Genomic DNA, 14,408 nt, shown 5'->3' with positions numbered 1-14,408 from the left:
TGACTCTCCTTTAAACTTTAGAATAATTTTTCTCAAATTTATGAAATAATAAATCTAATAATAATGCGATCACAATGGCTAGAATGGTTCCAGTAAAGATCATATGTTTATCGTTATAGCCAATACCAGCCAATATTAAGTCTCCTAAACCACCTGCTCCAATCAATGCTGCAAGGGTTGTCCAACTGATAATATATACTGTTGTTACCCGAATACCTGACATCACATAAGGCATCGCTGCAGGCAGTTCTACTTTAAATAAGCGTCCGAAAGTACTGAAGCCCATCCCTTTTGCTGCTTCAACAATACTGGGATCAATTGATTGAATACCGGTGTAAGTGTTTCGAAGCAGTGGTAATAAAGCATATAAAAACAATGCCGCTACCGCCGGCTTAAATCCTATCCCTAATAAGGGAATCATGATCGCTAATAATGCTACAGTCGGAATCGTTTGGAAAATGTTCGCAATGTTGAAGATAAGTCCTTTCACTTGTTCATTCTTCATTTTTGTCATATAGATAGCTAACGGTACCGTAATGACAATCGATAACAACATGACAACAAATGAAATAACGAGATGCTCCCATGTATAGGTCAAAATAGAATCAAATTTATCCTGCCAGAATTCTATATAATCTGATAGTAATTCCACTATTGCCCACCACGCTTAAGTTGATAGAAATGCTGTAATACTTCCACCCATTTTTCTCTTTGCAGAATACCGACTACTTGATCATCATTTGCTACAACTGGTATCCATGCTTGGTGTTCTAAATGCTCATCGCTGATTACTTGGTCTGTTCCAGTGGTTTCTAATATAGCTTTGGGGTGTGTCCATACATCTTCTATGTTTTGCTCTTTATGTTTTAGTGCGGAAAAGAGACCTAACATTCCGATATATTTACCATCTTGGTCCACTACCGGTATGTCATGATATTGTTTATCAACCATCGTCTGAATTGCCTCATCCAATGGTGTCTTGATATTTACTGTCTCAAAAGTCTCCGTCATTAAACTTTTCACAGAAGGTAATACGCTACCGAGGCGCTCCTCACCAATAAATTCCTTCACAAAATCATTTGCAGGATTAGCTAAAATTTCTTGTGGTGAACCCTTTTGTACGACATGACCACTTTTCATAATAATGATTTGATCAGCTATCTTTATTGCTTCATCCATATCATGTGTAACAAAGACGATTGTTTTATTAATTTCCTGTTGTAATCGAACTAATTCTTCTTGTAATTGCTCGCGACTGATCGGATCCAATGCACTAAATGGCTCATCCATCAAGATCGTTGTCGGTTCCGCAGCTAACGCACGGATAACACCGATTCGCTGTTGCTGTCCACCACTTAATTCGGCCGGATAACGATCACGATATACTTCAGGGTCTAAATTGACCATACGTAATAGTTCATCTACTTTTTGTTTAATTTTTTGCTTGTCCCACTTTAAAAGCTTAGGTACGGTTGCAACATTGTCAAAAATAGTCATATGCGGAAATAAACCAATGTTCTGAATGACATAACCCATTTGTCGTCGCAATTCAATCGGATTGATTTGCTGGATATCTTTCCCGTCTATTAGAATTTGGCCTTCTGTATAATCTGTTAAACGATTTAACAGTTTCATAGTCGTTGTTTTACCGCAACCACTTGGACCAATAAGAACATTTATTTTTCCCTCTTCAAAGGTTAAGTTAATGTCTTGTAAAGCTTGAAACCCATCATCATAGACTTTATGAATTCCTTTCAACTGTATCACATACGCTCCCCTTTCCAACTCTATCATGATCAAATTCATTTGATGAACATGTTCATCATTTTTAACAAAAAATAATCATGTATCTATTTTCGTAAAAGATACAGTGATTTGATCACGTTTTTCTGGTTTTATAACCTTCATGACACTTTCATATACATAATATAGTGTCATTTGCATCGCTTCTTCTTGTGTGTAATTTCGGCGTTTATTAATGATCGTGTTCATCATACCTTTCCAAATTAATAACGTCATATCCGAAATCATTTCAATGTCTTCTTCTTCCATAAACTTCTCTTCTACTGCTGGTTGAATAAATAAGGCACTGCGTTTTGCAAAACTATGTTCCATAATAATATCTTTCACTCCATTAGGGAGTCCAATTAAGTCATTTTGATAAATTTTATAATAATGCTCTAGTAACTCCTCAGGGATAGAACCTAAATTATCCATAAAAATGACAGAATAAATTTTCGGCTGGGCAAATGAATGTTTACAGAAGCATTCCCAACTATATAGCCATTTTTCAACCGTATTATTTCCTTTTTCTAAATAAGTCGGAAGCTCTTCTAAATAATCAGACATGAACCTCATTGCAGCGAAAAACTTCAAATGCGATAAATCTTTAAAATAATTGTATGCAGTGGAACTTGTAAAACCTGCTTTATCTGCAATTTTCCGAATGGTAAAATGATCAATGCCATCTTCTTCGATTACTTCTGTTGCAGCATCAAGGAAATAGCGCCACATCCGAGCACGCTGAATTTCTTTCCTGCTTTCCCTCATCGCTTCACTTCCTTTGGTTATCATTCATTTAATGAACAAGTTCTTTTCGTGAACATGTTCATGTTATCATAACAATACTTTATTGTAAAACCCCGCTAATTTATTTATTAGCAGGGTTTTGTTCTGAAAGTGGTAATACAACTCGAAAAGTAGTGCCAGAATGATTACTTTCCACAAGCGTGAGATCACCTTTTAATACGTTTGCAATCATTTTGCTAAAAGGTAAGCCAAGTCCCAATCCACCTATTTTATATTTTTTATTTTCCCCTCGGTAAAATCGCTCAAATATATATGATTGATCGTGAACAGGAATTCCAACTCCAGTATCATTGACATCGATCATCACCTTATTTGGACCAGTATGGAGTTTCACGGTAATCGTTCCTTCGCCATCCATTGCCTGTGACGCGTTATTGAAGAGATTCGTTATAATTTGTTGAACACGGACTGCATCAACTTCAACAGTCAAATCCTTTTGCAATAAGGTATATTCTACCTTAATGCTATCTGTTAGTTGTGTCTTTTTCCACAGGTCTATAGTATCCTTCATTAATTCATTGATCAAATACGTATCGAGCGTTACAGGTATTGCGTTTGCAGCGAATTTATTGAAAGCTAATAAATCTTCTACCATTTTTTTCATTTTTTCTGTTTCTTTGATGGAGAGTTCTAAAAATTCTTTTGCCTCTTTCTCATCTACTACGTCATCATTAATTGCCCGTAATAAGCCACTAATGGAAGTAACAGGAGTTTTTAATTCATGTGATACACCTGCTAAAAGCTCTGTTCTTAACGCTTCCAGTTGTTCTAGTTTTTGTGACATTTCCTGAAAGGATTGAATTAAATCATGTACTTCTTCCTCTTTTGCCTTCGTTGAAAATTGAACATGATAATTACCTTTTTCAATTTGCTTAGCAGCAGTTGCTACTTCTTTTATCGGCTTAGATAATCGCCCTGAAATAAAATAAATCGCTACCCAGCCAAGAAGAAGAAGACTCGTTATCATGATCATAAGTTGGCCATATTCCTGATCCACTCTGGATAGATTAGCTTTGGTTTCTAAATACAATACCCAGCCCATTATTGCTTCGTCTGTTTCAATTGGTTTTTTAACAAGATAAAACTCTGTTGACTCTTCATCATCGGCAGTGATGGTTTGTACTGTTTCCCCTCTTTCTAAAATGGAAGACATAATGTTTTTTCCATGAGTGCTATCTGGTGGCAAATTACTATTAACAATCAGACCTTCATCATTAGTTACATAAATAGTTGGATTACTTTCGATATTCATAAATCGGCCTCTGTCAGATAATAGACGATGCATATCAACTTCCGATGGCAATGAATCATCACTCATATTTGTAATACGGTTAGCTGTTTCTTCTGCCATAAATTCCATCATATTAAGACGGTTGTCCAATGTCGTATGACGAATCCACAAGGCTGATACAATAGCAATAATCGCAAGACCGATCACTAAAGTCATAAGGTAGCGGGTTGTCCAATAGCGCTGCAATGATACTTTTTTATTTTTGGTGAACACGGAACTGATATCCCACCCCTCTTAATGTCTTTATTTCCCCTTCTTCATTTGGCCAGTCTTTTAATGATTTCCTTAAGCGCTTAATCGACAAATCTACGGCTCGATCGCTCCCATCATAATCCCAGCCCCAAACTTGATCAATTAACTGATCTCTCGTGAATGTTTTGTTCGGGTGTTCTGATAAAAACAAAAGTAATGCCAAATCACGAGGCGTTAATTCTATCTCTTGTTGATGAAGTAAGACTCGGTGTGAATCATGATCAATATGTAAGTGGCCAAACTTTTTCAACTTTTCTTGCTCATTTGTCACTCTGCGTAAAACCGCATTGACCCGTGCTATAACCTCCTCCCCTACAAACGGTTTGGCTATATAATCATCGGCTCCACCGTTTAACCCGTTTAAACGATAGTTTACATCACCTAAAGCTGTCAGCATAATAACAGGACATTTACTCACTTCTCTTACTTCTTTTAATATTTGCCAGCCATCTTTACCGGGGAGCATCACATCTAATAAAACTAAGTCTGGATCCCATTCCTCAAAAGATGCGCTAACGCTATAACCGTCTATGACGACTTTAGTTTCGAAACCCGCTTTTTGCAAATAAGCTTGTAGTACTTTAGTTATTGCGAGCTCGTCTTCTACGATTAGCACTTTAATCATTTCCTTCAACTCCTAAAGGTATTGTAGCATATACCAATTATGATCGTGCAGAGCATCCATTTCCAATTTTGAGTTAAAGTCTCACTGAGAAATGTCCTTCCCCAGATAGCTTAAGAGTAATACAGGATTTTACCTAATTTCGGTCGCTCTGATATTTAAATAATGAGAACAAAGCGCTCCTCCAAATGAGGAACGCTTGCTAATTATTGAGGTCCTTGCATGCCTCTTCCACCTTGTCTTTGACCTTGTCCACGATCGCCTCCAAACATACCATTCGTTTGTTCTGTTTCACCTGATTCATTTAAATACATCATCGCACTTGTCAACGAAAATGCTAACACTTCTGTTCCACCATCAATTGTCACATCTTGATAGAGTCCATCTGTTTGATCACCGGACAACTCACTATCAGTATAAATCGTATAGGATTCATCCTGTTGTAAAACTGGCGAGCTAATTAAAATCGATTCAAATGTCTTTTCAGGTGCAACCGCAACTACTGTGTCTCCACTGCTATCCTTGACATAAACAGTAGTATCCGCTTCAAGCATTTCTGAATAAGTCATCATAAATGTAGATTGAGCAGAGTCTTCAGAAACACCCTGAGCCATTCCACTGCTGCCTGCTGCAATCAATGTTCCACCTTTGATTTCAAATGACTGATCATAATCTAGTGCACCATTACCATTATTCGTTGGACCATATACAAGTACTGTACCACCAGTCATTTCAATAGAAGTATTGGAATCTAAACCATCTCCATTTGCATCAATATAAATGTAACCACCTTCTATCAGCAAATTTCCATCATTAGTTTCAGTATCTGTACTTTCTTCAACGTCTTCTTGATTACTATTAGACGCCGACATTCCCATTTGATCTGTTCCGACATTCACATTTAAACCGTCATCTTCTGCTGTAACATGAATATTTCCGTCTGAGATAGTTATTGCTTTCGCTTCAATTCCTTCATAACTTTTGTCAACTTGTATGGAACCATCACTTATGGTAATTTCCTCATCTGCATGTACAGCATCATCACCTGTAGCCAAATTTATTTCACCGCCAGCGATAGTCATTTCTTTATTACTGTGCAATGCATCATCATTCGCATCTATCGTAATGGTTCCACCAAAGATTTCTAAATTATTTTCTGTTTTAATCCCTTTTGTGCTTGTTGATTCTTCTGCTACCGTTTCCTCAGCATATTCTGTTTCTATATTACTTTGCTCTTGTTCACTTTCTTCCATTTGTTCAGGAGGCTGACTGTTTTCAAATTCGCCCATATCACCCTGTGCAGGTAATTCTTCTCCTTCAGCAAAATCCAGTCTTTCCGGCATATTTTCTTCTGAAAACCCTTGTCCATTAGGCATTGCTCCCTGACCAGCGAGTCCTCCATCGAATTCAGTTGTAGTCTCGATCGTTTCCGGACTTCCTTCACCAGAAATAATGTCGTATTTTCCGTCTACTATGGTTACGGTATTTTCTGATTGTATACCATCGCTACCAGCTTCAATCGTTAATGAACCTTTATCTAATACGATGTTTGCTTTATCTTCATCTGTATCATTGGAAGCTTTCACCCCATCACCACCGGCATCAATCGTAATTTGAGCATCATTCATCGCAAATAAATCACGCCCTACAATACCGTCATCTTTTGCTATAATATCGATCGTTGTTTCGATGATTTTCAAGTCATCCTTGCCTGTAATCCCATCATTATAATTACCATTCACCATTAAATTTCCTGTTCCATTAATCGTTAAATCATCCTTACTGTATATGGCAGCTTTCGGTTCATCTGTATCCTCTTCATACACATATTCGGATGGATCTGTGATTGTGTTACTTGTTCCTTCTTCTACTGAAATAATGGTTTTATCAGCCTGTTTAATGAAAATTGGAGCTGTTGACTTAGATTCTAATGAAACACCGTTCAAAATCAAACGAACAGTTCCCTCATCTTCAGCATCAATAACAATATTATTGTCTGTTGTATTTCCTTCTAAAACATAGGTGCCAGAAGTGTGGATTCTTACCGTATTGTCGTTTAAACTTACACCATTATTGTCTTCTTCTATGTCAATGGATTGGTTATCGAATGTTATATTCGTGACATTTCCTTCATCCCAATCGGTATACGTATCCTCTGTATCATAGCTAACTATTGCTTGCGCAGACTCAATTAAGCTAGTATTTTCAGTTGATTTACTACAGCCGGAAATAAGTACAGCAACAACGATTAGAAAAGCGCAGAGCGCCCGTTTAGAAACGTAGTGACTGGAGCGGATCAACTGGCGCTTGTAGCTAGACTGGCACCTATTTTTTATCCTTTCTTTCCTGATTAGAAAAGGAAGGATAAACCTTCCTGTTGATTTATGCATAAGATCCCTCCTTGATTACGCAGTGAAATTACCGTCATAGCTCAACATCACTGCTGAACACACTCCATCAATCTGTGAAACTGTTGATGTTATTTGTGTATCATTTTCCTTCACTCGTACTTCATATGTTACTTCTACTTGATCACCTTGCATCATGGATTTTGATTTCAGTACATATTTTTTCACACTGTTATCGATAACTTGCTCTACTTTCTCCCCAACAGCATCTTTATCAAACTTCACAACTAATAAATACGGATTCTCGACTTTAATTTTATTAGAGAATAAAGCAATTACTATACCTATTATTATGGAACCAACTAATCCTAATAAAACAAATCCCGCACCACTTAGAATCCCTGCTATAACTGACCAAAATAAGAAAACTAAATCCATTGGGTCTTTAATAGGTGTACGGAATCGAACAATCGATAACGCACCAACCATTCCAAGTGACAAGAGAACATTTTGGCTGATTCCCATAATCACAAGTGCGGTTGCCATTGTCATAATCACTAGTGAGATGTTAAAGGAATGTGAATAAATCACCCCTTTAAAAGTTTTCTTGTAGATCCCATAAATAAATAAACCGATAATAAACGCTGCACCTAACCCTAGTAATGAATCAATAATGGAAAAAGATGCGGTGTTCTCCATAAAGCTAGACTTAAAAATATCAGAAAAATTGGTTGTAGTAGTTGTAAATATCATGTTCTTCTCTCCTCTTCTTTACCCATACATTCTGCTTAATTGATATTTGGAATATGCATCTTGTCTCGTATCTGAAAACTGCAGTAAATATTTAATAACATCTGGTAAATACTCATCATACTTAACTTCCAGAATCACGATATCCGGTTCTAATACGTCTACCATTGGTAAATCCCGTGCGAACATGTTCGTATTATGCATACTTGTCTGTACTTTTAAATCAAACGTGATCCGAACATTCCCAAATGGATATACATATGGTTCACGGATATAATCAACGACTGTCCTTGGTTTTAGTTGATAATATTGCATTTCGAAAAACAAATCTCTTATTAAGGAACGGTCATCTTCTCCCATCCAGTCAATATCTGCTTTTCTGATTTTTTCAAACTCTTGTCTTGTGATCTGACATTTCGTTTTAAAGGTTAGATTATTTCTCTTACTTTTCCTTTCTAAATTAATAATGTGATCACATTTTCCGTATATCCTAACGCGATATTTCTCTCGGTTTAAATAACCTTCCTTTTTCTCTTGCAACACCTTATTATCAAAATTATCGAAATACGTAGAACGAATCATATATTTCCCGTTTGATCCTGCATGGGGATCAACCCTCATAAAATGAGATAGTTTTTTTCTTAACACTTTATATTCTGCAACTGAGATAGCGTGTTTTAATTCTTGTCTTCCTAATGACATTTACCTTCCTCCTTCCTGGTACATTTGCTATGTTAAAACAGAAATATGTCAGCAAGATGTCAAATAAATTTTTTGTTAAGTTTTTTGTTATAGTAAGATGCTACCTTTTTGTGTAAAATGATAATAAGTGGAGGTGTTTTAAATGGCAATGTCACAAATATTGCCTGAATTACAGCTAGCCCATGCAAAGCCTGACAAATAAGGCGATACTTTGTATGGGTGATTCACATATCGCCTTACTTGCGCAAGCTTTGCCCTTATAGAAAGACTAAAATAAGGAGCTGGCAACAATGAAAACAAGAGCGCAAGATATACTCCCTAAAAAATTGTTAAATGCTTTACAGGAATATGTCCAAGGAGAAAGTATTTATATTCCGAAGCGAGATGGACGAAGAAAGTGGGGAGTCAAATCTGGTAACCGAGCTTATTATGATCAACGAAATCAACAGATTCAACAGTTATTCCAGGAAGGAATGACGTTAGAAACATTAGCAGATAGCTTTTGTTTATCAATCGAAACTATTAAAAAAATCGTATATAGAAGAAACTAAATAGAAGATATGGCGAGAATAGTGAAGAAACATTCTTGCCATATCTTTTTATCATGGATTTGGTAAACTATACATGTAAGGAGTGTGAACAATGGAAGCATTTATTTATCCACATCAATTTCATCATATCAAACAACAAGCCAAAAGAGTTGTCAATGCACAATCCCATTCTAATGATCAGCAGGTTATCGCTGCCGTGAAAGAAATTGCTATTGAAGCATTAGAAAAACAATTGCCAGATCAGCAAGAGACCTTATCATCTATTCGAACAATGAAAGCAAAAGAGGATATTGAACCCTTCCTTGAACAGGTAAAGCAATATGTTATCCCTTTTCCAATGGTTAGTGATAAACAGATTCAAAAGGCTTTTCCAAAAGCAAAAAAACTTCAAATTCCTGACCTTGGGCAGATAGACAGGAAAGAAACGGTCTATTTAAGGTGGTATGATAAAGGTTCAGCAAAAACATATATGCTTATCCCTAAGGAAAACAAGCTGATTGGAATCCAAGGTTACTTAGAAATCTCTCAACATAAAGGAATTTGCACAATTTGTAATGGCCTGGGAGACGTATCATTATTTACGACAGAGAAGAAAGGGCAGATCCGTGGAACCTATTCGAAAAAAGGAAACTATATTTGCAAGGATCCTGTCACTTGTAATCAGAATATTACCAATATAGAATTGCTTCATCAATTTATGGATCACCTTAAAGCATGAATCTAAAGATGGATTCATGCTTTTTATATTTCTCCTCACTAACCTTACAAAAATGTAAGACAGTTGAAAGGAAAATCGATAGGTAGTTTTCACACCTTCTTTTACCCTATAGATAGCAAAACAAAATTGGAGGTATGAAACGATGACTAAATCTGTCGTAAACGTAGAAAACGTTCAAAAAATATTTGGTAAAAAATCAGAAAATCAATATAAAGCACTAGATAATGTTTCCTTCACGATTAAAGAAGGCGAATTTGTAGGGATTATGGGGCCTTCGGGTGCAGGTAAAACAACTTTACTCAATGTAGTATCCACTTTAGATAAAGCAACATCCGGAAAAATAGAGATTGCCGGTCAGGATATTACAGATATGAAACAAAATGCATTAGCTGATTTTCGTTCCGAGCAATTAGGATTTATCTTTCAAGATTTCAACCTGTTAGAAAACTTAACGGTTTATGAAAATATAGCTTTGCCTCTTTCTTTACAGGGATTTAGCTCTAAAAAAATCAAACCACTAGTGACACAAGTTGCCGAAAAACTAGGGATTAAGTCCATTCTTCCCAAATATCCGGTGACCATTTCTGGCGGACAAAAACAACGTGCAGCAGCTGCCAGAGCATTAGTTCATGAACCAGCCATTATTCTGGCAGACGAACCAACAGGTGCACTCGATTCTAAAAATGCACACAGTTTAATGAAAACAATGGAACATTTAAATCAATATCATGATGTTTCTATTATGCTTGTAACACACGATCCGTTAAGTGCCAGCTACTGTGAACGAATCTTATTTATACAAGATGGTACGCTTTACAAAGAAATCACAAAATCTGGTGATCAACAACAATTCCACCAACAAATTCTAAATGTGCTTGCGGAATTGACAAGCATCCAATCGTCATAAGGAAGGGAGTGAGTGACATGTTAGTGAAACTACTATCTGGTAGTATGAAAAAGATGTGGAAGGACTATCTTGTATTATTATTTGGCTTAACGATATCGATCGCAATTTTCTATATGTTTGAAACATTGGCGCAGAATAAAGCCTTTCTGGAAGCAAACGCTCTTATAAGTTCCATTGTGTTCGTCTTCCATGTTGGGACATTTATTTTAGGGCTTGTTACCATCTTTTACATTTTCTATGCAACATCCTTTGTTTTGTCCTTGCGTCAAAAAGAATTAGGTATGTATATGACCTTGGGAGCGAAAAAAGGAAAAGTTACCCAAATGATGTTTCTAGAAACTTTGGTGATTGGGATTATCTCACTTATTATCGGACTGATCGTTGGGGTAGGACTTTCGGAAGGAATTGCCCGCCTATTAATGGCGAGATTAGATTTTTCCGGCGAAGGATTCCATGCTCTTTACCAGTCATCACTATGGACAACTGTTATTTTCTATATGATATTGTTCCTTTTAACCGCGATTGTGAATGCTATCAGAATAGCACGCAAATCAGTTCTAGAACTGTTACACGCTGATCAAATTGCTGATAACAAAGTAATTAAAGGTTGGAAAACTTTTGTAGGAACATTATTTGCAATTGTGCTCATTGCAGTCGGTTACTTTGCCATGATCAACATGGGCGAGCTTGCACATGCAGGTGTTATAATTGCTACAGCTACCGTTACACCAGGAACCTACTTTTTCTTTATGGCGATGTTGCCCTTTATTATTAAGAGAATTAAAGGAATTCGTACTATCAATGAAAAAGGTCTAAATGCGTTTACCTATGCACAACTTGACTTCCGCGTCAGTCAGTTATCCAAAGTACTCGGGACAGTTGCGATGCTCATTGCATTAGGTTTAGGAGCAATGACAGCAGGTTTATCCTTTTACCATAATACCGAAATTCAATCGTCGATGATGCATGCTTACGATGTCAAAGTACTCGAGCCAACAGACAAAGAATTAACAGAAATGGAGAATTGGGAATTCGAGGAGCGAAACCTTTATTCTTATCGTGTTACGGATGAGGGTGTTTATTTTTCCAAAGATGAATTACAAACAAATCCTCCTGTTATTAAAGAAATAACCGGTAATTTGGATGAGTTAACGAAAGAAACAAGGTTAGAAGATGATTTAACAGCACCAGTTTACACAACAGATGAAACAGATAATGCAGAATTGATGCCTGAACAGTGGCATACAGCATTAAGATCTGAATTAATGGCCAATTTCTACATCTTCGGTGATCGCGCCTTATATATTCTAGACCAAGAAAAATTTGAAGCAATCAATGCAGATACACAAACTGTCTTTGTTGGAAAAGTCGAGAATTTCATCGATCATGCGAATACACTAGAAGAGATTGATGAGCGACACCACCAATTAGCTGTAAAATATACAGGGGAAGAACCCACAATGAGTGGAAGTAAGTATGAAGATTATATATCCTTAAAGAGTATAGCAAATGGTACCATTTTTATGGGAATGTTTCTTGGGGTAGCTTTCTTAATGATGATGGCTAGTGTATTAATGTTCAAATTACTATCAAGCGCAACAGTAGACATTGATCGCTATCAGATGCTAAGAAAAATTGGGGTACGTCACGCAAAACTGAAGAAATCAATCTATAAAGAACTATTTCTTGTCTTCCTTTTCCCTGGGTTAATTGGTCTTGTCCATGTGCTTATTGGAATGGAAATGTTCTCGTTTATTTTAATTGAACCATACACCAAAATTTGGCTTCCGATTAGTATGTTCCTTGTCATTTACGGGCTTTACTACTTATTAACGGTCAAAATGTATCAGCGGATTGTGTTACCGAAGAATTAATTGTCCAAGTTGATTAACTACTGTAACATGATAACCAAAGCCTTTCTATTTGGAGGGATGGTTATCATGTTTTTTTCTTTCTTAAACATTGTTATCCTCTTTTTAATCATTGTATTAATTTTGATTGTTGCATGTAAAATTTTTATTAAAAACGAGCGTCCAGATAATTATTATACACCGTTTGACCATATTACCGGACAGGAACATAAAGCTTTTCATGAGGAAAAACAAGAACAAATACAACATGAAGAAGAAACTGATGATATACGAGATTAGTTACCTGATAAGACAGTCATAATAGTCGAGACTACAAAGATAACCACAAAGACCGTAATAATTCCGTAAAACCCCTTCTTCGTCAGTTCATTCCTGTCATTACGGGCTCTTTTTGATATCAAATAGGTGACAACAGCTCCTATAAGTATCAGAATTAGCCAATACCCTTCCTAGGATAATTGGTTGAATATCTTGATTTATTCAACATATCTTTGTCTTTCGCAAGACGATTTGTTCATTATCTCCGTTTATTCAACATATCCTCCCTCTTCCCAATTTGATTTGTTCATTACCTCCGTTTATTCAACATATCTTCTCTCTTCCCAATCAGATTTGTTCATTACCTCCATTTATTCAACATATCTTCCCTCTTCCCAATTTGATTTGTTCATTACCTCCGTTTATTCAACATATCTTCCCTCTTCCCAATCAGATTTGTTCATTACCTCCGTTTATTCAACATATCTTCCCTCTTCCCAATCAGATTTGTTCATTATCTCCGTTTATTCAACATATCTTCCCTCTTCCCAATTCGCTTTGTTTGTTATCTCCATTTATTCAACATATCTTCCCTCTTCCCAATTCGATTTGTTTGTTATCTCCATTTATTCAACATATCCTTCCTCTTTCCAAATAGATTTGTTGTTTTTATCCCTTTTTTCTATCTCATGTTAAAACGATTATTTATCTTGTTACGGGTTTCTCAAGACATCACACTAATGAATCATTAGCGAAACTTATCAAAGTGTTAACCCTAAACTTATCATGGTGTCACTTAAGCTTGAAGTGTGGGGTTACAGACGTTTGGTATCATGGTAAAAAACCGGATGTTGTTCAAACGCACATCCGGTGTTCCTGTTAATTATGAAAACCATCCCTTTATGGTATCGATTATTTTCTGAAAAAAATTTCGCTCCTCGCCTTGTTGAGTTGTTACCTCTTTATCGTTTTCCATTACATTATCCATTGTTTTCATTTCTAATGTTGTTGCCTGTTCGCCTTCTACAATCTCAACTAATTCTTCTCCATATTTATCATGGAGATATTGAACGTTTTCTTCGTTCAATGGGTCAATTCCAACTACTACTTTACCTGTAATGATGTCTACACCCGTATGATAAATGGTGAAGTTATCATATTCAAAGCCGTCTCCGTCAATCTCTTTTTGCTTCTCTATTAATTGCTCTTCAGTATAATCTACTTCTCTTATCTCAAGATCTTCCGGCTGTTCAGCGAATGTCTTCAGTGCTTGACGATGTTCATCGGCAATAGGTTCGATAAACATTAAAACGACAATACCTGACTGTTTCTCTTCACGGTCAATATAGAGTCCTGCGAAACTGTCAGCCAAATGTTCCTCAATATATTGTTTGGCATTTTCAATTGTTTCGGTATGATTCATCCCCTCTTCCGATTCAATCGTCGTTCTTTTCAGTTCTTCTTTATCCGCTTCAGCAAAAACCACTGCTGGCAAAAGCAGTACACTTCCTACAATGACAGGACAAATCAAGAATTTACTTTTCATGCT

Annotated in this window: 14 protein-coding genes; 5 read left to right on the top strand and 9 right to left on the bottom strand. The window is 36.4% G+C overall.

Features of this window, described 5'->3' with window-relative positions; translation table 11 throughout:
- Window positions 1–10: 10 nt before the first annotated feature.
- From J5J03_RS17145 to J5J03_RS17110, 8 genes are all read right to left on the bottom strand, one after another.
- Entirely contained in the window at window positions 11–652 is a 642-nt protein-coding gene (locus tag J5J03_RS17145) for an ABC transporter permease (protein WP_208591167.1), read from the bottom strand.
- On the bottom strand, window positions 652–1,767 hold the full coding sequence (locus J5J03_RS17140) for a betaine/proline/choline family ABC transporter ATP-binding protein (RefSeq protein ID WP_208591165.1): 1,116 nt from the start codon (window positions 1,765–1,767) through the stop codon (window positions 652–654). The genes J5J03_RS17145 and J5J03_RS17140 overlap by 1 nt, the downstream gene beginning before the upstream one ends.
- A gap of 75 nt (window positions 1,768–1,842) precedes the next feature.
- Window positions 1,843–2,550 (bottom strand): TetR/AcrR family transcriptional regulator, encoded by a 708-nt coding sequence (locus J5J03_RS17135; RefSeq protein WP_208591162.1) that lies wholly within the window; start codon window positions 2,548–2,550, stop codon window positions 1,843–1,845.
- A gap of 100 nt (window positions 2,551–2,650) precedes the next feature.
- A complete protein-coding gene (locus J5J03_RS17130; RefSeq protein WP_208591160.1) occupies window positions 2,651–4,093 on the bottom strand; it encodes a HAMP domain-containing sensor histidine kinase in 1,443 nt (480 codons plus the stop codon).
- Window positions 4,077–4,757 carry a response regulator transcription factor gene (locus J5J03_RS17125; protein ID WP_208591158.1) on the bottom strand — a complete coding sequence of 227 codons (681 nt, stop codon included), beginning with the start codon at window positions 4,755–4,757 and terminating at the stop codon, window positions 4,077–4,079. The genes J5J03_RS17130 and J5J03_RS17125 overlap by 17 nt, the downstream gene beginning before the upstream one ends.
- A gap of 203 nt (window positions 4,758–4,960) precedes the next feature.
- Window positions 4,961–7,144, bottom strand: coding sequence for a carbohydrate-binding domain-containing protein (locus J5J03_RS17120; protein WP_208591156.1), 2,184 nt, complete (start codon window positions 7,142–7,144; stop codon window positions 4,961–4,963).
- Window positions 7,145–7,159: 15 nt separating this feature from the next.
- Complete coding sequence (locus J5J03_RS17115) at window positions 7,160–7,855, bottom strand: DUF4956 domain-containing protein (protein WP_208591153.1); 696 nt, start codon at window positions 7,853–7,855, stop codon at window positions 7,160–7,162.
- Window positions 7,856–7,873: 18 nt separating this feature from the next.
- On the bottom strand, window positions 7,874–8,554 hold the full coding sequence (locus tag J5J03_RS17110; protein WP_208591151.1) for a polyphosphate polymerase domain-containing protein: 681 nt from the start codon (window positions 8,552–8,554) through the stop codon (window positions 7,874–7,876).
- Window positions 8,555–8,844: 290 nt separating this feature from the next.
- On the opposite strand from J5J03_RS17110, the gene J5J03_RS17105 reads away from it, so the two are divergent.
- The 5 genes from J5J03_RS17105 (at window position 8,845) to J5J03_RS17085 (ending at window position 12,880) form a co-directional block, all read left to right on the top strand.
- On the top strand, window positions 8,845–9,105 hold the full coding sequence (locus J5J03_RS17105) for a CD3324 family protein (protein ID WP_208591149.1): 261 nt from the start codon (window positions 8,845–8,847) through the stop codon (window positions 9,103–9,105).
- A gap of 91 nt (window positions 9,106–9,196) precedes the next feature.
- The gene (locus J5J03_RS17100) at window positions 9,197–9,823 is read left to right on the top strand and encodes a FusB/FusC family EF-G-binding protein (protein WP_208591147.1); all 627 of its coding nucleotides are present in this window, start codon (window positions 9,197–9,199) and stop codon (window positions 9,821–9,823) included.
- Between the two features lie 142 nt (window positions 9,824–9,965).
- Entirely contained in the window at window positions 9,966–10,730 is a 765-nt protein-coding gene (locus J5J03_RS17095) for an ABC transporter ATP-binding protein (protein ID WP_208591145.1), read from the top strand.
- Between the two features lie 17 nt (window positions 10,731–10,747).
- The gene (locus J5J03_RS17090; RefSeq protein ID WP_208591143.1) at window positions 10,748–12,604 is read left to right on the top strand and encodes an FtsX-like permease family protein; all 1,857 of its coding nucleotides are present in this window, start codon (window positions 10,748–10,750) and stop codon (window positions 12,602–12,604) included.
- Between the two features lie 66 nt (window positions 12,605–12,670).
- Window positions 12,671–12,880 (top strand): DUF3951 domain-containing protein, encoded by a 210-nt coding sequence (locus J5J03_RS17085; protein WP_208591141.1) that lies wholly within the window; start codon window positions 12,671–12,673, stop codon window positions 12,878–12,880.
- Between the two features lie 862 nt (window positions 12,881–13,742).
- Here J5J03_RS17085 and J5J03_RS17080 read toward each other — a convergent pair.
- On the bottom strand, window positions 13,743–14,405 hold the full coding sequence (locus J5J03_RS17080; RefSeq protein WP_208591140.1) for a hypothetical protein: 663 nt from the start codon (window positions 14,403–14,405) through the stop codon (window positions 13,743–13,745).
- Window positions 14,406–14,408 lie beyond the last annotated feature (3 nt).

Source organism: Gracilibacillus suaedae, from assembly GCF_017599345.1.
Classification (GTDB): Bacteria; Bacillota; Bacilli; order Bacillales; family Amphibacillaceae; genus Gracilibacillus; species Gracilibacillus suaedae.
The sequence above is the reverse complement of the archived record's forward strand: the minus strand, read 5'-3'. Positions and strand labels throughout refer to the sequence as shown.